This window comes from Thalassotalea ponticola (assembly GCF_041379045.1).
Classification (GTDB): domain Bacteria; phylum Pseudomonadota; class Gammaproteobacteria; order Enterobacterales; family Alteromonadaceae; genus Thalassotalea_A; species Thalassotalea_A ponticola.
The window spans coordinates 825,042-844,504 of the sequence record NZ_CP166871.1; the positions used below are offsets into that span (position 1 = coordinate 825,042).

Annotated in this window: 19 protein-coding genes; 3 read left to right on the forward strand and 16 right to left on the reverse strand. The window is 45.5% G+C overall.

The annotated features are described in order from the left end of the window. Window positions 1–10: 10 nt before the first annotated feature. Together ACAY30_RS03585 and ACAY30_RS03590 are read left to right on the forward strand one after the other, a co-directional pair. The gene (locus ACAY30_RS03585) at window positions 11–1,714 is read left to right on the forward strand and encodes an ExeA family protein (protein ID WP_290250810.1); all 1,704 of its coding nucleotides are present in this window, start codon (window positions 11–13) and stop codon (window positions 1,712–1,714) included. Window positions 1,715–1,718: 4 nt separating this feature from the next. Next, window positions 1,719–2,720: a general secretion pathway protein GspB gene (locus ACAY30_RS03590; protein WP_290250809.1), complete on the forward strand. Its 1,002-nt coding sequence runs from the start codon at window positions 1,719–1,721 to the stop codon at window positions 2,718–2,720. Between the two features lie 82 nt (window positions 2,721–2,802). Here ACAY30_RS03590 and leuD read toward each other — a convergent pair whose 3' ends face one another. The 9 genes from leuD to ACAY30_RS03635 form a co-directional block, all read right to left on the reverse strand. Next, window positions 2,803–3,399 (reverse strand): 3-isopropylmalate dehydratase small subunit, encoded by a 597-nt coding sequence (leuD, locus tag ACAY30_RS03595; protein WP_290250808.1) that lies wholly within the window; start codon window positions 3,397–3,399, stop codon window positions 2,803–2,805. A 10-nt stretch (window positions 3,400–3,409) separates the two neighbouring features. Continuing rightward, window positions 3,410–4,804, reverse strand: a complete 1,395-nt coding sequence (gene leuC / locus ACAY30_RS03600; protein WP_290250807.1) for a 3-isopropylmalate dehydratase large subunit — start codon at window positions 4,802–4,804, stop codon at window positions 3,410–3,412. Between the two features lie 18 nt (window positions 4,805–4,822). Further along, window positions 4,823–5,908, reverse strand: coding sequence for a 3-isopropylmalate dehydrogenase (gene leuB / locus ACAY30_RS03605; RefSeq protein ID WP_290250806.1), 1,086 nt, complete (start codon window positions 5,906–5,908; stop codon window positions 4,823–4,825). Between the two features lie 5 nt (window positions 5,909–5,913). Next, on the reverse strand, window positions 5,914–7,479 hold the full coding sequence (gene leuA, locus ACAY30_RS03610) for a 2-isopropylmalate synthase (protein ID WP_290250805.1): 1,566 nt from the start codon (window positions 7,477–7,479) through the stop codon (window positions 5,914–5,916). A 402-nt stretch (window positions 7,480–7,881) separates the two neighbouring features. Continuing rightward, window positions 7,882–8,067 carry a hypothetical protein gene (locus ACAY30_RS03615; protein WP_290250804.1) on the reverse strand — a complete coding sequence of 62 codons (186 nt, stop codon included), beginning with the start codon at window positions 8,065–8,067 and terminating at the stop codon, window positions 7,882–7,884. A gap of 155 nt (window positions 8,068–8,222) precedes the next feature. Then, window positions 8,223–9,278, reverse strand: a complete 1,056-nt coding sequence (locus ACAY30_RS03620; protein WP_290250803.1) for a CDP-glycerol glycerophosphotransferase family protein — start codon at window positions 9,276–9,278, stop codon at window positions 8,223–8,225. 91 nt (window positions 9,279–9,369) lie between these two features. After that, window positions 9,370–9,768 (reverse strand): adenylyltransferase/cytidyltransferase family protein, encoded by a 399-nt coding sequence (locus ACAY30_RS03625; protein WP_290250917.1) that lies wholly within the window; start codon window positions 9,766–9,768, stop codon window positions 9,370–9,372. 119 nt (window positions 9,769–9,887) lie between these two features. Next, window positions 9,888–10,949: a CDP-glycerol glycerophosphotransferase family protein gene (locus tag ACAY30_RS03630; RefSeq protein ID WP_290250802.1), complete on the reverse strand. Its 1,062-nt coding sequence runs from the start codon at window positions 10,947–10,949 to the stop codon at window positions 9,888–9,890. 9 nt (window positions 10,950–10,958) lie between these two features. Continuing rightward, window positions 10,959–11,576 (reverse strand): TIGR04211 family SH3 domain-containing protein, encoded by a 618-nt coding sequence (locus ACAY30_RS03635; protein ID WP_290250801.1) that lies wholly within the window; start codon window positions 11,574–11,576, stop codon window positions 10,959–10,961. 279 nt (window positions 11,577–11,855) lie between these two features. On the opposite strand from ACAY30_RS03635, the gene ACAY30_RS03640 reads away from it, so the two are divergent. Next, window positions 11,856–13,400, forward strand: a complete 1,545-nt coding sequence (locus tag ACAY30_RS03640; protein WP_290250800.1) for an inorganic triphosphatase — start codon at window positions 11,856–11,858, stop codon at window positions 13,398–13,400. 53 nt (window positions 13,401–13,453) lie between these two features. On the opposite strand, the gene ACAY30_RS03645 is transcribed toward ACAY30_RS03640, so the two are convergent. The 7 genes from ACAY30_RS03645 to ACAY30_RS03675 all read right to left on the reverse strand — a co-directional run bounded on the left by ACAY30_RS03645 (window position 13,454) and on the right by ACAY30_RS03675 (window position 19,438). Then, window positions 13,454–13,783, reverse strand: coding sequence for a hypothetical protein (locus tag ACAY30_RS03645; RefSeq protein ID WP_290250799.1), 330 nt, complete (start codon window positions 13,781–13,783; stop codon window positions 13,454–13,456). Window position 13,784: 1 nt separating this feature from the next. Continuing rightward, window positions 13,785–14,420, reverse strand: coding sequence for a hypothetical protein (locus tag ACAY30_RS03650; protein WP_290250798.1), 636 nt, complete (start codon window positions 14,418–14,420; stop codon window positions 13,785–13,787). Between the two features lie 61 nt (window positions 14,421–14,481). After that, window positions 14,482–15,171, reverse strand: coding sequence for a PspA/IM30 family protein (locus ACAY30_RS03655; RefSeq protein WP_290250797.1), 690 nt, complete (start codon window positions 15,169–15,171; stop codon window positions 14,482–14,484). Between the two features lie 17 nt (window positions 15,172–15,188). Beyond that, window positions 15,189–15,602 carry a YjfI family protein gene (locus tag ACAY30_RS03660; protein ID WP_290250796.1) on the reverse strand — a complete coding sequence of 138 codons (414 nt, stop codon included), beginning with the start codon at window positions 15,600–15,602 and terminating at the stop codon, window positions 15,189–15,191. A gap of 196 nt (window positions 15,603–15,798) precedes the next feature. Beyond that, window positions 15,799–17,502, reverse strand: a complete 1,704-nt coding sequence (locus tag ACAY30_RS03665; RefSeq protein ID WP_290250916.1) for a polyamine aminopropyltransferase — start codon at window positions 17,500–17,502, stop codon at window positions 15,799–15,801. 56 nt (window positions 17,503–17,558) lie between these two features. Then, complete coding sequence (locus ACAY30_RS03670) at window positions 17,559–18,461, reverse strand: DUF350 domain-containing protein (protein WP_290250795.1); 903 nt, start codon at window positions 18,459–18,461, stop codon at window positions 17,559–17,561. Window positions 18,462–18,472: 11 nt separating this feature from the next. After that, the gene (locus ACAY30_RS03675) at window positions 18,473–19,438 is read right to left on the reverse strand and encodes a hypothetical protein (RefSeq protein ID WP_290250794.1); all 966 of its coding nucleotides are present in this window, start codon (window positions 19,436–19,438) and stop codon (window positions 18,473–18,475) included. Window positions 19,439–19,463 lie beyond the last annotated feature (25 nt).

Here is a 19,463-nt window from a genome sequence, read left to right on the forward strand (position 1 = left end):
GAATAACACCATGAACCAAAATTATTTGCACTACTTTGGCTTAACGCAAGCACCGTTTTCCATAGCCCCTAACCCCAATTATTTGTATATGAGCAATCGCCACAAAGAGGCGTTGGCGCATTTGAGTTATGGCTTTGGTGAATCAGGAGGTTTTGTTTTGCTCACTGGCGAAGTGGGCACTGGAAAAACCACCTTGAGTAAACGGTTGTTGAGCCAATTGCCGGACAACACACAAGCGGCGTTTATTCTCAATCCGACGTTGTCGGCTTATGAGCTGTCGGCAACGATTTGTGATGAACTAGATATTAATTATCAAACCAGTGCCAGTGTCAAAGATTTATCGCAAGCGATTTATCAGCATTTATTGTCAAACCACGAAGCCGAACGTCACACGCTGTTAGTGATTGACGAAGCACAGCATTTACAACCCGCGGTGCTCGAGCAATTGCGCTTACTGACAAATTTGGAAACCGATACCAAAAAACTATTGCAGGTTATTTTAATTGGCCAGCCAGAATTACAACACCTATTAAAGCGCCAAGACTTGCGACAACTGGCACAGCGAATTACTGCCCGCTACCATTTACTACCCCTTAATTTAGCCGAAACCAAGCAGTATATTAATTACCGTTTAGGTGTCGGCGGAACCAGCGAATCCTTGTTTGACGACAAGGCTATTGCCCTTATACAGCGCTTCTCTACCGGTGTACCTCGGTTGATTAATTTGCTCTGTGATCGCGCCTTACTCGGTGCTTATGCATCACAGCAAAAACGCGTCGACAAATCGCTGGTGATTAATGCGGCTGCTGAAGTGCTCAACCTTGATACCAATCAGCTGGTTGTGTGGAAAAAGACATGGCTTCGCTACGCCCTTGCAGCGACAGTGTTGGTGGGAGTAGTTACCTGTTCAGGGCTGTTAGGACAGCGACAATACCAACAACAACAGTCACTGTTCACTCAAACACAGCAACAGCTTAACGTTGAGCAACAACGCGCTGTTGAGCGCGAACAAAATCGCATACCAACATCGTTAATTAACCAAAGTCGCAGTTTGCGGCCGGCGTTTGAAAAGTTATACCAACAGTGGCACATTCGTTATGCAGTTGGTAACAGTCAGTCGTCAACGGAACAACAAACCGCGTGTGATGTCGCCTTGTCATATCAGCTACAGTGCCATTGGTCTGATGGCAGCCTTGATACCTTATTAAGTCTTAGTCATCGCGCGATTGTGGTGCTCTACGATGACAATGATGATCCTTTTTATGCCGTTGTCGAACCCAGTCAACATACTGATTTATTGCAGTTGCACTTGGCGACAGAGTCGATATGGGTCAACAAGCACGCGGTTGCCTCGCGCTTTAAACAACAAGCGTTATTGCTCTGGCAGCCACCGACGGATTTTGTAGAAACCCTCGACAAGACACTGTCAAATGAGCTGTTAGTGTGGTTAGAAACCGCACTGGCAAACGCCCAACAGCGCCTGCCGCGCCAAGGTGTCGCATATGATGCGATTTTCGTTAATCAACTGAGCCAATTTCAACAAGGCCATCAAACACCTCTATCGGATATTGAAACTGTTATTGCGCTAAGTCGTTATACCCATAGCAGTGACCGCATAGTTGATGACCAAGTTGTCAACGTCACACCTCAAGCGACGCAGAGCAACAAGGCGACAATGGACCCTATTAGCGTTGATTTGGCAACGGAGGAGTAAGCGAGTGTCGTTTATTTTATCGTCATTACAAAAAGCCAATGAGCAACAGCTATCCAGTTCGTCATTGGCATCAGAAGCACTGCAAGAGGCATTGGTGCAACCCGATCAGCAATTGATAGATGACAAATTTACTTACCTAAAAAAGCTAAGTGGGCTAGTCATTTACTGCTTGCTGGTCAGCGCTTTGGCGGCGGTAAGTTATTACTTATTTGGTGGCTATCAAGCTGACCAATTACGCCAGCAACGCCTTTCGTTACAAAGCCAGTTAACGTCACCCACCGCTGAGCAACAACCGCTACGACCACTAACCGAGCTAGACCGTCAACACGCACTGGTGGCCAATGGTTCGCAGATCAACGTCAATATGACACAGCAACGTCTCAACGCCCGTCAGGCGCGGCAACAAGAACTTCGAGCGCTACAACAGCGTCAACAAGCTAAGCAAGCCGCAGAGCTCGCATCAAGGCAACAGCTCGAGCAAAAAATTAATCGCTTGTTATTGATGCAACAACACAGCGCTACTGAGGAGGTGAGTTTCGATCAAGAACAGTTAGTGGCGCAGGCAGATACAGATGCGCAGGCGTTATCGGTTGAAGAAGTGCAAGTAACACCGTCGTTATCGTTAAATCGCGAGGCTCTTGACGATATCGATCCAGCGCTACTTGCCGCTGTGGAAGCTGCATTGACCGAACCTGAGTTATTAACTAACGACAATCAAACTTCCCAGACACCTGACATTGACAACACCAGTAATCAGCAAGATCCGTTGATAAAACCACTGGGGCAGATGCCCAGTTGGCTGCAAGAGCAAGTGTCACCCTTAAGTTTTTCACTGCACATGTACAGCTCAGATGCCAACAACCGCTGGTTGCGCTTAAACGGCAAGGATTACTACGAAGGCGAGGTTAGCGATCGCGGTGTGGTGATTGAAACAATCGCCCCGCAACAGGTGATCTTATCTTACCAAGGCTACCGATTTAAGGTGCCCGCTCTGTCGGCAAATTAGCATTAGCAATGGCTATTGAGTTAACCTCGTTCAAACACTGGCAGGCGATAGTAAACGGTCGGTAGCAAAGACTTGGCAGTAATTACTGCCAAATCGGTAAATTGCGTTCAAAGGCGTCAATCTTATCTTGCTTTTTCAATGTCCAGCCGACGGCATCAACTCCGTTTAACAAGCAGTAGCGCTGAAACTCGGTGAGGGTAAAATCAAAGCGCTGCTGGCCCAAAATAACCTGACTGTTAATTAAATCAACGGTAAGTTGCAGCCGCTCGATACTGGTTTGTTGAAATAAGTAATCGATCACGTGTTCCGGTAAGGCGACGGGGAGTAAACCAATGTTAATGCAATTGGCGAAAAATATGTCGGCAAAGCTGGTGGCAATAACCGCTTTAAAACCGTACTCTTGAATGGCCCAAGGCGCGTGTTCGCGCGATGAACCGCAACCGAAATTTTCGCGCGAAAGTAAGATACTCGCGCCTTGATTTTCCGGTTTGTTCAAGACAAAATCGCTATTGGGCTGCTCGCCTAATTCATCTAGATAACGCCAATCGTGAAATAAGTGATCGGCAAATCCGGTGCGGGTTGTTTTTTGCAAAAACTGTTTCGGAATGATTTGATCGGTATCGATATTCGCGCGATCAATGGCAACCACGTAACCTGTGTGTTGTGAAAACTTTTGCATGGCAAATTCCTTAAACCTGAACGTCAGTAAAATGACCTGCTAATGCGGCGGCAGCGGCCATAGCAGGGCTGACTAAGTGAGTACGAGCACCGCGACCTTGGCGACCTTCGAAGTTGCGATTGCTGGTTGAGGCGCAGCGATCACCGAGCTGTAATTTGTCATCATTCATGCCCAAACACATTGAACAACCGGGTAAGCGCCATTCAAAACCGGCGTCGATAAACACTTGCGCTAAGCCCTCGCGCTCTGCTTGTTCTTTGACTCGATAAGAGCCAGGTACCACGATTGCGGTTACCCCTTGAGCTACTTTGTTACCGGCAACAACTTTGGCTGCGACGCGCAAGTCTTCGATGCGAGAGTTCGTACACGAACCAATAAAGACGTTGTTGATGGCTACGTCTGTGATCTTCATGCCCGGCTCTAAATCCATGTATTTAAGCGCATTGATACAAGACTCGCGCTCTACAGGATCGCTAAAGTGCATGGGATCAGGGATCTGTGCATCGATGGCAATTACTTGCCCTGGGTTTGTCCCCCAAGTCACTTGTGGTTTGATGTTTGCACCTTCAATAGTAACGACTTTGTCAAATTGGGCATCGCTGTCTGATTTGAGTGTTTGCCAGTCACTTAGCGCCGCTAACCAGTTATCGCCTTTGGGCGCGAACTCCTTGTTGTAAAGGTATTCGAAGGTAGTTTGATCGGGCGCGATCAAGCCGGCTTTGGCACCGAGTTCGATACTCATATTACACACCGTCATACGCTCTTCCATCGTCAGTTTACGTATCGCATTGCCGCTGTACTCAATGACGTAGCCAGTGGCCCCCGCATGACCAATCTCGCCGATAATCGCCAAGATGATATCTTTGGCACTGACTCCGTGGCCGACATCGCCGTCAATGTGAATATTCATGGTTTTGGCGCGCGTCTGGCGCAGTGTTTGGGTTGCTAAAACGTGTTCAACTTCAGAGGTGCCTATGCCAAAGGCGAGTGCGCCAAACGCCCCGTGAGTCGCCGTGTGAGAGTCGCCACAGACAATGAGCTGGCCCGGCAAAGTCAAGCCTAATTCAGGGCCAATAACGTGCACGATACCTTGGTTTTTATGACCCATGCCATATAGTTCAATACCAAATTCAGTGCAGTTTTGTTGCAGTGTTTTTAATTGAATCGCCGCACTTTCTCCGGCCGCATCAATATCACAGCGCTTGGTTGATATATTGTGATCCATGGTGGCGATGGTCCGCTCTGGACTGCGCACCGAGCGCTGGTGGTAACGCAAATTGGCAAATGCCTGAGGTGACGTTACCTCGTGAATCAAATGGCGATCGACAAACAGTAGTGGTGTTTCGCCTGGCGTGGCGTCAATTAAGTGACGTTGCCATAGTTTTTCGTATAACGTTGTGGCCATAAGATCTGCTAACTCCGGTTATTGTTCTATTTGAGCGACAATAAAATCGCCAATTTGTGTCGTTGACTTGGCGTGCTGCTGTTGCTCTGTTGTTAATAAGTCGGCGCTTAACATGCCGTGTTGCAGGGCGCTCGAAACCGCGTTTTCAATCGCTTTTGCCGCTTGTTCATGAGCAAAACTAAAGCGCAACATCAATGCCACCGACAGTATTTGCGCAATCGGGTTAGCAATGCCTTTTCCGGCGATATCAGGAGCGGAACCACCTGCAGGCTCGTACAGGCCAAAATTTTGTTGATTTAAGCTAGCCGACGGTAGCATCCCCATTGAGCCGGTTATCATCGCGCAGATATCGGATAGAATGTCGCCAAATAGGTTAGGGCACAGTAGCACGTCAAATTGGCCAGGGTTTTTGACCAGTTGCATCGCAGCGTTGTCGACGTAGATGTGTTCGAGCTCAACTTCAGGGTAGTCAGTGGCGACCTCATTGACTACCTTACGCCAAAGTTGGCTGGTGGCCAACACATTGGCTTTATCAACCGAACTCACTTTGTTGTTGCGCTTTTTGGCTGCCTCAAAAGCTAGGCGAGCAATCCGTTTTATTTGAGCGCGCGAATAGTTCATGGTATCGAAACCGTATTCACTATCGCCACAGCCGGTTCGTCCTTTGGGCTCGCCAAAGTATATATCGCCAGTTAATTCGCGGATTACTAGAACATCAAAGCCGGCATTGCTGATATCTTCGCGCAACGTTGATAAGTGTGCCAATGACGGTTGTAAGGTGGCTGGGCGCATATTACAAAACAAGTCAAAATGAGTGCGCAAAGACAGCAACGCGCAGCGCTCTGGTTGTTGCTCCGGTGGTAAGTGGGTCCATTTGGGCCCGCCTACACTGCCAAATAAAATCGCGTCGGCTTGCTGACAACCGTATAACGTAGTCGCTGGTAAGGCGTGTCCGTGCTTGTCAATGGCGATACCACCGACGTCATAATCTTCCATTTGTATATCGAGTGAAAAGCGATTAACAACCGCATCCAACACTTTTTTTGCTTCAGCCATGACTTCTGGACCTATGCCATCGCCTGCCAATACTGCTATTTTTGCCATTGTTGTTAAACTCCGCGTACTGATTTTTGTTGATTTGCTTGTTGTTTTAAAAAGGCCACTTGCTGAGCTCTAGAAATCGCATTTAAAGCGTTGATTAATGCTTTGCCTGAGGCTTGAATAACATCGGTCTCGATTCCGTAACCGTGAAAATTTCGTCCTTGGTAGTGAACCACCAAATCCGCCTGACCCAATCCGTCTTCGCCTTCACCTTTGTTGGAAATTTTATAATCGGATACCTCAAAGTCGATATCGACCGCTTGCTTTATCGCCCGATAAAGTGCATCAACAGGACCATTTCCGGTGGCCGATTGAATTTGCACCGTGTCTCTACAGCGTATTTTAATACTTGCGGTGGCAAACTCACCGCTACCAGAGTGTACGGTAAGGTATTCAATCTTAAATGCATCTTTTTGATTTTGCTGTTTTTTATCAAAAAGTAGAGCTTCTAAGTCGTCATCGAAAACTTGGCCTTTTTTATCGGCTAAGGCAAGAAAGTCTTGATAGAGCTCGTCTAAGTTAAAGTCGTCATCGTGATAGCCCAGTTCACTCATGCGGTGTTTGATGACGTGCCTGCCACTGCGCGATGTTAGGTTTAATTTAGTTTTGCTGATACCGACGCTTTCTGGGGTCATGATTTCGTAGGTATTACTCGCTTTTAACATACCATCTTGGTGAATGCCGGAGGAATGACTAAACGCATTACTGCCGACAATCGCTTTGTTCGGTTGGACTGGCATATTACACAATTGACTGACTAGCTTTGATGTCCGAGCAATTTCGCGGTGTTTGATTGCCGTGGTCAGATTAAGGTGTTTTTCTCGGGTTTTAATGATCATTGCCACTTCTTCAAGGGAGCAGTTACCTGCGCGCTCACCAATGCCGTTGATGGTGCATTCTATCTGCCTGGCACCGGCTTGCACCGCAGCCACGGAATTTGCAACCGCTAAACCTAAATCATTGTGACAGTGCACCGAGATAACGGCTTTGTCGATGTTAGGTACGCGGTTAAACAATTGATTGATAATGCCGCCAAATTCATCGGGTAGGGTATAGCCGACCGTGTCTGGAATGTTGACCGTCGTTGCGCCGGCGTTGATCGCCGACTCAACCATACGACACAGATTGTCAATTGGCGTCCTACCGGCATCTTCACATGAAAATTCAACATCGTCGGTAAATCGTCGAGCATAAGATATCGCCTTAATCGCCATCGCTTCAACATCGTCAAACGGCTTGCGCAGCTTTTGATTGACGTGAATATCTGAGGTTGAAATAAAGGTGTGAATGCGAAACTGCTGAGCAACGCCAAGGGCGTCAGCACAGGCTTTAATATCGGCTTCTACCGCACGAGATAAGCCACATACGGTGGCGTTTTTTATTTGTTTTGCTATTTCTTGTACCGAGTGAAAGTCGCCCGGCGAAGAAACCGGAAAACCCGCCTCAATCACATCGACACCGAGGCGTTCAAGCGCTAAGGCGATTTGAATTTTTTCGTGAAAAGACAAACTAGCGGTTAGTGCTTGTTCACCGTCTCTAAGCGTTGTATCAAATATTTTTACGGAATTTGTCATGGTGATACCTTGGTAAAATAGAATGGTTAAAAGCAAAAAGCCCGCATTGTTGTGCGGGCTTCTAGTTTATCTTTGGTTTTTATTTAAACACTCGAAAAACACCCGCTAGTCAATTCCAGCAGGAGCAGTAAACCGATGTTGTCGTTATTCTGTTGACGGTTGGTTGGCAAATATTCAGTCATCAATATTAACTCGTGTGCATAAAACAAAGGCTGTGTTTAACAGTGCATTAACAATAAATGTATGTGCTTGAATAAGCACTGTCAATAACTAAATTTGCGCGGTTAATAAATTGCGAGCCATAAAGGCGTGAAAAAAACATCGACTGATCAGCCCTTGGCTTTATTACTGGCGCAACGAAACGAGGTGCAAAATGCATTAACGCCTGTTTGTCTTTAGCGCTTATCGAGTTTTTAGGGCAGCGCGGATCAGGAGGACGAGATAGACGATCAGCGAGGTATAGAGGAAGGTGGGAATAAGCCAACTGATCGCGGTATCGTACATAAACGGCCAATGGCTATCAGTGGCATCGCGAAAGATACCTGCCGGGTTTTCATACCAGTGCCATAGCACAACAGCACAAGTCACAAAAAGTGCCGTTGTTACACCGATGGCGATTGCAATAACGCATTGTTGCAGCGTTGTTTTAGTACTGAGCAAAGACGATGAGTTGCCTCTGATGAATCACATTACCTACCTTTTAGCATATAAGTGATATCGGCTTTGCGCTAGGGGCTATTGCACTAGGATCTGAAAAACTTCCAGTAACCGAGTTTACGGCGCATTTTGATTTGTCTCAGCCAATTTTTAGGCTTTGCTGCAAGTGGATACTTGCCCGCTAGCATGTCATCAATGGCATCAAGCACTCGGGATGATGACTGGCCATCTTGGTAAGGGTGAGTATCAGCAATGAAACGCTCTATGTTTGCGCGCAATGTAGGGCTTGGGTTTAACGCCTGTTCAATCGCACCAACAAGTAGCTCTGGCTCGCTGATATTGATCATATAATCTTTCGGCGCAATGTTATTGAATGTCACTACGGGCTTGCCTTGTAATGCAAACATTAACAATACCGAAGAGGTATCACACACCATAACATCAGCTTGCTTGAGCAAAGGTAAGACATTATCGGTTTCAATGAAGCTCAGGTTGTCGTTTTCCAATCCTTTGTATGAATCGACAATATCTTGTGACATTTTCGGATGAAATTGAATGAGCCACTGCCACTTAGAATCTTGACTGAGGTGTTTTACCGTATCGTATAAATGAGGTGCGCAGGTGAGGTTACGCGAGAAAGTCGAACACATCAAAATGGTCGGTCGACTGTGTTCCTTTATGCCGCTTGTGGCCGCGTCCGTAAACAGCGGGTCGAGTGCTGACCAGCCGGTTTCGATGACTTTAAAGTGACCGTGTTGTGCTTCAAGTTGCTTAAATGGCTCAGTGGTGTTCGGCCCTTGAGTGCAATAAAGATCAAAGCAGTTGCGTATTTGAAAGTGATCAACCTGACCACGGCGATTAAGCTTGCCAGCATTGAACCCATGAAACACCGCAACCTTAAGGCCGGGAATAAAGCTGGGCACCACATTACCGGGTAATAGAGTGGCATCGGCTTGATAAGCGACAACGTCGTCTATGGTCATTAAACGCTGTTCATTATCGTGCAAATAATCGGGATTAATATCGCCATGTAAAAACCACTTCACCTCGCCGTTACGACGCCAAATCTGTTCTTGAATAGGCCGTAAAATCGCATAACTGTAGTTCTGTGACACGTAGAATAGATATTTTTTCGCGACCATGAGCAACCTAAATGGATTGTTTGTCAATAGAGTAAAGCATACTAGCCAGCAAGCGTAGCCGCGTTTGCTTTGTCGTTTAATTCAGCGTTGTTTAAATAATGGAACTTTTAACGATTTCAATTACTTTCGTGGTCGAGACCGATGGCGTTCTCGGCAAGTAAATCACCTCACAAAGCTCTTTTAAATGATCAAATTTGCCTTGCCAATCATCACCCATAATGAGCATGTCGGCATTAAAGTATTTGATGTATTCGGCTTTAAGTTCTAGTGACTCTTCAAGAAACACTTCATCGACGACGGCCAAAGAGCGGATAATATGCATACGATCTTTTTCGCAGTAAATCGGGTAACGATTTTTTTTCTTATAATTGAGTTCATCCGACGATACACCAACGATAAGATGGGTACCGTGCAGTTTCGCTCGTTCTAAAATATTGACGTGGCCGACGTGAAAAACATCGAAAGTACCAAATGTTATGATTCTCATAATGGATTAATATCTAAAATCTCTAGTTAAGTTGCCCGCGCAAGTTATGCGCCAATTTAAGCACAGACTACGAATAGCGTAAACGCTAGTCGGCAATTGATGTCCATCGCTAGCCGTTTGACTTAATGAGCACACAGGTAATCGACAATTCGCTCACTGGCCTTACCATCCAAGGTACCGGCTAATTTTTCACTCATTTGTAAGCGTATCTCGGCAAGTTGCTGCGGTTGCTGGTATTGTTCGTTGACCAAGGCTTTTAAATGACTGTAGCTGCGCGCATGTACGGCGATGTTGGCATAATCGCCATAGTCTTGATCCATACGCTTATTAAAGCGAAACTTTAATGGTCCGCTGTAACTGAGTCGTAATTTAAGGAAATCACACCAGACGACCGGTTTATTCAGAGCCGCAAACTCAAATAATGCCGACGATGCATCACTGATCAGTACATCAGCACTGGCCAAGAAAGGCACCAAAGAATAATCGTTATCGTTAGCAAGATAGACATTGTCAAACCGTGCCCAATATTCAAGCAACTGTTTGTGTTTCCGATATTTACTTTTAGCAACGGAAAAATAATGCGGTTTGATTAAGATGTTGTACTGCTTAAAATCATCTGGCCAATTTTTGGCGAACTTCTCAATCGAACTTGGGTAAAACGTCGGCGCGTATGCCAAGGTCGGCTTAGTACTATCCAAGCCTAACGCGTCAAGGTTTAAGCCAGGTTCTTCGCTGTTAAGTATCGGATCGAGTTTGCTGAAGCCGACATCGACAAATTGTCCTTCGGGATACATATGCCGTAATCGTTGGCAACGGTATTCACCTTCTACAAAGCGCACAGTCGTGGTGGTGGCCGATTGTGTATAATAGCTGCTTTTGGGGCCGATACCATGGCCCATCTGGGCAGACTTACTCACTTTATGTAGTTGCTCTAGATAGTCAAAGCTATTAGCAAAAAACACCCAATCGGGCTGATGCTGTACATAAACCTCAAGCGCTTGCTTGTCGTTGTCTACCCAATGCACAGCCAATTGCTCTTCGTTAATAACGTGCTCTAATACGTGATCAAAAGCACCGTGATAAAACACAAATTGACTGTCTATACCTCGCTTTTGTAACTCCTGATGAACAGGCAAGTACTGCGGTAAATAATAGAGGTGCAATACATCAAAGAAAACCTTCATAACGCAGTATTAGCCCCAAGACGAATAGTTGTTACGGCGTTTGAAAAAGCGCGGTAAAATCAGACCGAGCAACACCCCAATGGCCATCACTCCACCACCGTACATAAACCACGTGAGCATAATATTGAGTTCTTTGTTGTCTAACTCATTTGCCGCCACTTGGTATTGCTCATTCAACACCTTATGTTGCTCTTGCAGTTGTGATAATTGGCTGTCTAGCTCGGCAACTTGTTGGTTGGCTTGAGTCAATTTCTGCTCCAGCGAATTCTTGCTACTGACGTGATCGGCAAGCTCGGCGTTGAGCTCAGCCACAACCACTTTAAGCCCAGGGGATTTAGATAGGTATTTTGCATCAACCCAGCCTTCGCGTTGGCGCTCGTCAACCAACTGTTGATAGCCATTTTTGGGCGCGCCCATCAAGGTAACTTGTTCACCGGCATCGATGGTGCCCAAAATGCGATACTGCGTACCCGGTCCTGAATGAAAATAAATAAACAGTTCATCACTGATATAAGCCGTGTTGTTGCTTGTGCTTGGCGTGAGTGATTCAGCGGGTTGCTGCTCAGCACTTACTGAGTATGGCAAGGCCAAAACAACAAGTGATAAAAATAACGAGAGTAACTTCATAAATACATATAATGCTGTGTGAGTCTTTGGTTACAAATACTAGGTGTTTGTTAAAGTGATGGCAAGACATAGCCTGAAATTGCTCATCAATATTGTCTATTTGAGTGCTTATTAGCGAGAATTATTGACTTTTTGCGCGTTTTTTGTGCGTTATTAAGGCTCAGTTAAAGGCGAGTTATCGCCCGTGATTGGCGATTATTTGCGAAGTTTTGTTTGAAAGCCGAGCAAAGCTTTTGTATTGTTAGTTTATCAACTCTTTTGAGACACCCCTAACCTTAGATGGCCACTGAAATAGAGCTTAAATATCTGTTAACAGATAGTGACGTTGCCGAAAGACTAAGTCACTTACTTAGTCAGCAGCAGATAAAATTTTCACAGGGTATAAAAACACTCACCAATACCTATTTTGACAGTAAAGATTTTGTTCTTAGACGCCATGATATAGGCTTGCGCATTCGCAGCTTTGACAACGGTACCAAAGAACAAACGATTAAGCTGGCTGGCCAGGTTGTTGGAGGCTTGCACTCGCGACCTGAGTACAACGTACCAATAGACAGTGAGTATCCCGATTTAACCTTGTTTGATGACACAATTTGGCCTGACAACTTTGCCTTGGAGCAGGTTAACTCGCAATTGTTACCGATTTTCAGTACCGACTTTACCCGTCACTTTTATCACATTCACGCTGCTGATGGCAGTGAAATCGAACTGGTTTTCGATCAGGGTAAGATAACCAGTGCGGATAAACAGCGCGACATCTATGAACTCGAAATCGAGTTGTTAAGTGGCGATAAGCAAAGCCTATTTGATTTGGCTAGGCTGTTATTTGCTCATTTTAATATGCGTCCAGGCACGCTGAGTAAAGCCGCTCGAGGATATCAACTGTCGAGTTTGTACAAACAGCATCGCCAACAAAGCAAGCCATCGGAAACGCAACGCAATGTATTTGATGAACAAGCGCAAAACCTGCGTATTGATTTAACATCTGATCAGCCCTTGTTAGCCTCGTTTCAATTTGGCATGCAGCAATGTTTACAGCACATTCAACAATTGACGGCCAAATGCATTAATGATCCTCAGTTGGATAAACTCAAATCGATTAGCGACACCCTAGCATTGGCAAGGCACGGCATTTGGCTTTATTCAGATTACCTGCCGAGTCATGCAAGTGAACAATTAAGACAACAGATAAAAGCGATATTAACAGAGCTTTCTTGGGTGAAAACAGCAAGCCAAATCAAAGAGTTAACTGCCAGAAAAGGCAATTATCGCAAAAAGATTGAAAATAGCGAAGAGTTGCTGGCAACGTTAAAAGAGCAACGTCATCAATTGATGCAAAAAAAGCAAATCAAAAGCTTATTGCAAAGTGAGCGCTTCAACAATCTGCAATTGAGTGTGTTAGCAATATCTATAGAGGACTTGCCCGAGCCAGAAAACTGTCCGCAATTGATGGACTTAGCGCCGAGCTGGTTGTCAATTAACTTAGCAACGCTACAACAAAACATGCCAATCGACAAACCGTTTTCAGCCACCGATTACATCAACAATCACCAACACGTGGTGTACAGTTTGCTGACTGGTAGTTGGTTTGGTCGACTGTATAACATTGATGAACGACGCCAGTTTAGAGGGCCTTGGTTGGATATTCACCACGGCATTGATGAGCTCGAAACACTGTACTTTTTAATGCACTATCTTCAGCAGCATCACTTTGGCTCGCATGCAAAATTGGTCGGCTGGTTAAATGATAAAATAGATAGCTTGTTGGTGGCGCTTGAACACACGCGCAAAGCAGCATTTACGGTCAAGCCTTATTGGATGTAAGCAGCCGACTGACTCACTGAGCTTTAGCGCAAAGGGTTGCTTGGTGGCGACGCTTAATCGCTGTGTTGATCGACAAACTCGATCAACTCGTCCATTAAGCGTCGTTTTATGTCGAGCTGCTTTTCTGGTGATATCGAATATTTTTCACCCAGAACTTGGTAATCTTCGGGGCTTAACGAGACGGTCAAGCGCGGACGCTTGGGCTTGCGATGAACACTTAAGCCGAGAATCTTTCGAATTTGATCCGATGGACTCAAGCCGGCTTCCACCGCAGCTTTGCGAATTTCTTTTTGCACTTTTTCGTCCATATCGAATGCGACCTGTACCGCTTTTAACGCTTTGACATTCGATTGCCATTTCTCCGGTATCTTTACTTTGCTCATGTCAGCTTCCAGGAAACATGTCTTTAATATCGGTTAACGGTCGATAGATGTGTACTAGGACATCGGTATCACCGTCTTCAAATACTTCAATATCCACGCCAAACTTGTCGTTGCTACCTTCGAGCTGATAAAGCTCAAACGGCTCGCCCTGAGCCTCGCCTTGGTATTGACCGAGCGCTGTTGAACGGTGGTCTTGGCGATGAAAGTAACCCACTTTAGCAAAGGTGGAACGACGATACTGTTGGCACGTCCAGCCTTCGGTTAACGCGTTGTCATTTTGCTTGTCAATGAGGCATTCACCTTGTTCAAATACATCGGCAAATTGGTCGAGATCAAACAGCTCTGCCACATCGGATTCAGCCAGTTTAACGGAGAGTTTTAAATAGCGCTCATCGTCATTATCAACAGATAAGTAGACGTTTGTTTGACTGCTGCCACGTAGCACCCATTCAGTATCGGTATGGTATTCGTATTCATAGCTGTTGACCGCTGACACCATAAATTGTTGACTGCGTAGGAGTTGGGGAAGGGCGAACGAGTCATCAAAGACGATAATGTCATTGATTTGCAGTTCCTCTACATCGCCAATTGTGCGCTGTTTATTTGGTTGTGCAAATAACTTTTTAAAAAAGTTCATAGGATTCTTACGTTGTTCATATAACAAAAGGCGCAGTGATTAATCTGCGCCTTTGGGGCTGTTATTTTTGTTTCGCTTTGATGCGTTCCAATACTGAGTTGGCGGAGGTATCTTGACCACCAATGCCAGCAGCCTTGAGCTGAGCTTCAAGCGAACTATCTGAATCTTCAGCTTCTAACACTTCTGCCGCTTTCAACTTGTCGTCAAACTGTTGCTGTTTGGCTTTTATGCGCTCTAAAGAATCTTTAGCGTTCAACAACTTTGAGTTACTTGATGAAAAGTTGTCGGTAATGGCCGACGTTGCTTTTTGCACACTTTCTGTGGTTTTCACCATAGACAACTGGCGCTTGTATTCAGCGACTTGGCGTTCTGATTTCTTGACTAACTCTTTTAAGCGATTGGCGTTGCCACTAAAGCTGTCAAGCGCTTGTTGTTGCGTACCAAGCTCGCTTTCCAAGCTGGCAATTTTTTCTGCTACTTGTAGAGCTAGGTTTTCATTGCCTTGCTCTAGGGCTTGCGTTGCATAGCCTTCGTGCTCGCTGATATCGCGCTTAAGGCGATCTACCTCTCGTGACGCCGACATTTGCTGGGCCATGACCGCGGTTAAATCGCGTTTCGCCTTGGTCAAATGGTTTTCAGCATCGCGGATTTCTTGTTCAAAAATTCGCGTTGAGTTGGCATCTACAATGTTCTCACCAATCTCTGTTGCACCGCCGCGAATGGCTGTCATAATTTTTTTAAAAATACTCATAATGTCTCCGCTATGCCTTACAGCAAAAATTCATCCATATCATCGATGACTTCGATGGCGTTATTGCTTAATACCGCTAATTCATGTTCAATTTCAGCAAAATCGGAAGATACCGATAGCGCGCCAAAAATGACAAATTTATCAGCAATTTTTGAAAACGATGACAATGGCATTGGAATACTCATTTCTAACATGGCTTCAAGCATGTCCGTGCGCTTTTCAGGTTTTACTTCGTCTTCACCCCATAGGTAGGTAATACAAAGTACTTGATCATCGGTAACCGATAAGAATATTGGAAGTTCTTCACGTCCGTTGATGCTAATTTGCAGCACATCAACATCGCCGCTAATCGGTTGGCAATCAAAGCCCAAACCCGTCACTGAGTTATCGCCTAATCCATTTAGGTGATCAGCAATCTTATGAATATTCATTATTATCCTCGTTTTACTTTTATGGCTCGACATATTATGTCAAGTGATCTTACTTTAGCATGGCGACATAATATGTCAATTGTTTTTTTGTGAGCTCGGTTGCCAATATCTATTACTGCTTATCACAGTCAACGTGCTAACCGAAGTTCCTCTAACAGCGTCAATACACCTTGGTTAAACTAAAAGGTTATCGGCGCTATTGCAAGTTTGCGTTGTTTAATCCCTGTTGCGCTTGCCATGCCTGTTGATGATATTGATACACTTGATGTGAGCCTAAGTAATTGACTTGCACTTTGTCTGCGTGTTGATAAAAATCCTTGGGAAAGGCGAAGGCGTTAGTCAGCAACTGTGGTGTTAACCATTCAGAGTCAACGGGAAAACGCTCTATTTGTTGCAATCTAGTTGACGGAATTGCGCCTTGCTTACTGGCAATGGTCCAGCCCCATTCGCCAAAGCTGGGCACGTTTGCGTGCAGTTGTTCGACGCCGGCAAAGCCTGCTCGGGCGACGGTTTTACCAATAGAGATAAAGGCTTTTTTTGCGTGATATGGGCTGGTTGATTGAATATTTATCAGTCCGTCACCTGCGAGCAGTAATTTCAATCTGGCGTAAAAGTTAACCGAATACAGTTTGTTGAGATCAGGATGGCTCGGATCGGGTAAGTCGACAATAATAGCATCGAACACCTCGCCTTTAGCCAGTAATTGGTCGATATAAACATAGGCATCATCATTGATGATAGTGACGCGTTCATCGCGCAAGCTCGCTTGGGTAAGTGATTCAATCCTGCGGGCCAAAGCTGGTGGTAAGTGTTGTTCTGGGTAGCTAAAAATATCTACCAGCTCGGCGTCTAAATCGATTAAGGTGACCGCGCTTACTGGCCATTTTAATACATTGCGAAGCGCTAGCCCATCACCTCCACCGATGATCAACACCTTGTCTTGTCGGGCGGAGCCGAGCAAAGCAGGTGTGACTAAATACTCGTGATAAATAAATTCGTCATTGGAAGAAAATTGTAATCTGGCATTGAGATAAAAGCTCGTCACCGGTGTAGCGTTACCGATATTGCGTTCCGTAAAGGTCAGCTGTTGATACCGCGTCTTTTGACTGTGGCTAACTTTGTCGAGAAATAACAAGTTGCTCATCTGTGTTAGCCACTGATTGCCGTGTTGGTATATCAGCACAATAAGAAACAATAATAATGCGTGACAAAGGATCAGCAGCTTTTTAAATTTCAGTTTATGCCAAAAGCGATAAATAAACACGCTACCGGCCAGCAAGTTTAGCGAGGCGGTTAATGCCGCGGCATTGGCTATGTCAATGGTCAGTAATACTCCCACCCAAACGGCGGCGCCAATACCGGCACCGATGTAGTCAGCACCGTACATAGTTCCGAAATTATGGGTTAGGTGTTGTTGGTGTTGTTGTTCGCGTATCCGTGCCACCAACGGAATTTCCATACCAATAAAAAAGCCGAGAATAAAACCAAAGACATAGGGGGTGGCAAAGGCAAATTGGGTCAATGTTTTAAAAACGCCACCATTGGGCATTACGTCTTGTGGCAAGGCGAGCATATCGCTGACCACTTGGGGCAGCACTTGAGTAAAGCCAATAAAGCTGGCAATGATCAGAATACTACCGCACCCCAACAATCCAATAACCAACTCGAGTACCACAAATCCTTGGTAAGCGTCTTTGACTAAGCGCGCGGCAAAAGAGCCCAAGCCCATGGCGACGATCATCAAGCCTATCATCGCGTAAATGGTACTTTCCATCACACCTAATACGCGCCCGGCGTAATGGGACAACAAATACTCGTAGATTAACCCACAGCCAGCGAGTACGGCCATGGTCAAAATCAGTAACACGTCGTCCCAAAACAGCGGTGTTCTATATCGCATTGGCAAACGGTTTACTTGGCCTGTTGAGTCACTCACGCGTTATCGAACCTTGCTGATTAGGCCATTAAACCGGTTAAAATTAGGGCAATGGCAATACTTATCGCCATTTCAACAGCCGCTACACCAACGTTGTGTTGCTGATCGACTTCTTCAAACATATTAATACCGAATAGGATAATGCGTTTGGCAAAACCGGTTAGCACGGAAACGAGTACCGTCATCAACAAACCAAATACTAGCCAACCAAGCAAGTTTTCAATGATCGTTTCTGGACTGTAAATTAAGAAATAGCTGGCTGCCGTGACCGCCAGTGCGGTGGAAATTATTTGTCCGCTGTAGCGCAGCGACAGAGCAATTTGTCCATCGACAAACGCATCTTGCATTGAGTCACCTTGATTGTTGCGCTTGTAGTGCGCTTCGCGAATACGGGTGACCAGAACTAACATGATTTGAGACACGATAAAGCCACTTAAGATAGCGACAAAGGTGTAGACGTTAATGCCATCAACCCAAATTAATACGGCGCGAATAATGATTGCGGTTGCAATAACACTGGCGGCATCAACAATGCCAACGGTAATATTGCGCTGGCGAATTTGCTCCATTTTGTTGAGCTTGTTCAGCGCGAATTTATCGTGCACCATGCGACCAACTTTGATCAGCATTAACCCCATTAAGCCATAGGCAAACATACCCAATGCTTCGAGAATGTAATCACTGGCGCTTTCACCAGTAATTGCACCGGACAATACAATGCCCAATGCGGCAATGGAGCCAGCGACGGAGATACCAAAGGCAAAGTTGTCTTGCTTGGCTAACTCGTCTTTGCTGTTCACTTTGGCCGTCATTCCGGTGACAAACCGCATCGCCGTTAGCAAGGCAATGGCAATAGCAATATCGATGAACAAGATGATCAATAAATGCTGATTAAGAGCTGTAATATTTAATAAATTACTCATTGTTATTTCCATTATTTACCGCGTCTGAAACTGCGTGTTGTTTTTGTTCTGCTGTCGCGAAAACTTGAATTGTTGCCGTATTTTGATTGATTGCCCCGTTGGGCAAATTTCGAGTTGTTGCCAGCACGTCGAAATTTACTGCTTTGCTGAGCATTAACGCTTTGTCTTGACAACCCCGACGACCCCACTCGGTTTTTACTGTATGCGCTGTTAAAGGTTTTACCTTGATTGGCAAAAGATTTACGCACGCGAGTTTCAACTTGTTGTTGTTGTCGCATTTGATTGGGTGAGGTAAAACGACTGCGTCCGTAATCGTGATAATAACTGTAACCGCGGCGACTGCCCCAGCGCCCGTATGACACTCGATCGGTAATATTACTAATCAGCGCGTACATACCGTACCACTGCCAAAACGACATGCCGGAGTTATCGGTTTGCCATTGGCCATAGGCCGGATTGCCAATAAGTTGCGAACCTGTACCAAAATCTTCGGCGCCGTTGGCTTGCAACGCCTGCTCTTTACTCATTGCGTTAACGCGAGGCAGTTGGCCTTTTGATAAATCGGCCAATACGTTTAACGGGTCGCTGAGTGCGTCGGAATAAAGCTGTTTGTCAGCGGCCAAGTATATGTTTTGTAGCTCTTGATAGCGTTCCTCATTACTCGCAAACACCACCGGTTGTTGGCGAACTATACGCGCTCGCTCCACTAATGATTGGTATAAGGGACCTTGACTCGTGGCATCTTTTCTCAGTTCGTTAACTATCGGTGCCAAGTCGGGTTGAACACCACTAATGGTATCTGCGTATTGAGCAATTAAATTGGCATTGCGAATTTGGCCGTTATCTATCGCTTGTGATAACTGCTGCAAGCGCTGCTCAACCAGGGGGAGCTGCTGGTCGATTTTTGCGATGTAGGGATCGCCACAGGCGGTGATCAACATGACAAAAATTAAGATGAAGGCTTTTCTGTAACCCATTACGTCGAATTTCCCTTTTTAATGC

Bases quoted from the DNA above. Each gene is read 5' to 3' on its own strand.
- leuB (WP_290250806.1), bottom strand. From the start codon at position 5,908: ATGGCAAAAATAGCAGTATTGGCAGGCGATGGCATAGGTCCAGAAGTC.
- ACAY30_RS03675 (WP_290250794.1), bottom strand. From the start codon at position 19,438: ATGGGTTACAGAAAAGCCTTCATCTTAATTTTTGTCATGTTGATCACC.
- ACAY30_RS03670 (WP_290250795.1), bottom strand. From the start codon at position 18,461: ATGAGTAATTTATTAAATATTACAGCTCTTAATCAGCATTTATTGATC.
- ACAY30_RS03665 (WP_290250916.1), bottom strand. From the start codon at position 17,502: ATGCGATATAGAACACCGCTGTTTTGGGACGACGTGTTACTGATTTTG.
- ACAY30_RS03620 (WP_290250803.1), bottom strand. From the start codon at position 9,278: ATGGTCGCGAAAAAATATCTATTCTACGTGTCACAGAACTACAGTTAT.
- ACAY30_RS03645 (WP_290250799.1), bottom strand. From the start codon at position 13,783: ATGAGCAAAGTAAAGATACCGGAGAAATGGCAATCGAATGTCAAAGCG.
- leuA (WP_290250805.1), bottom strand. From the start codon at position 7,479: ATGACAAATTCCGTAAAAATATTTGATACAACGCTTAGAGACGGTGAA.
- ACAY30_RS03650 (WP_290250798.1), bottom strand. From the start codon at position 14,420: ATGAACTTTTTTAAAAAGTTATTTGCACAACCAAATAAACAGCGCACA.
- leuD (WP_290250808.1), bottom strand. From the start codon at position 3,399: ATGCAAAAGTTTTCACAACACACAGGTTACGTGGTTGCCATTGATCGC.
- ACAY30_RS03630 (WP_290250802.1), bottom strand. From the start codon at position 10,949: ATGAAGGTTTTCTTTGATGTATTGCACCTCTATTATTTACCGCAGTAC.
- ACAY30_RS03655 (WP_290250797.1), bottom strand. From the start codon at position 15,171: ATGAGTATTTTTAAAAAAATTATGACAGCCATTCGCGGCGGTGCAACA.
- ACAY30_RS03635 (WP_290250801.1), bottom strand. From the start codon at position 11,576: ATGAAGTTACTCTCGTTATTTTTATCACTTGTTGTTTTGGCCTTGCCA.
- ACAY30_RS03640 (WP_290250800.1), top strand. From the start codon at position 11,856: ATGGCCACTGAAATAGAGCTTAAATATCTGTTAACAGATAGTGACGTT.
- ACAY30_RS03660 (WP_290250796.1), bottom strand. From the start codon at position 15,602: ATGAATATTCATAAGATTGCTGATCACCTAAATGGATTAGGCGATAAC.
- leuC (WP_290250807.1), bottom strand. From the start codon at position 4,804: ATGGCCACAACGTTATACGAAAAACTATGGCAACGTCACTTAATTGAC.
- ACAY30_RS03585 (WP_290250810.1), top strand. From the start codon at position 11: ATGAACCAAAATTATTTGCACTACTTTGGCTTAACGCAAGCACCGTTT.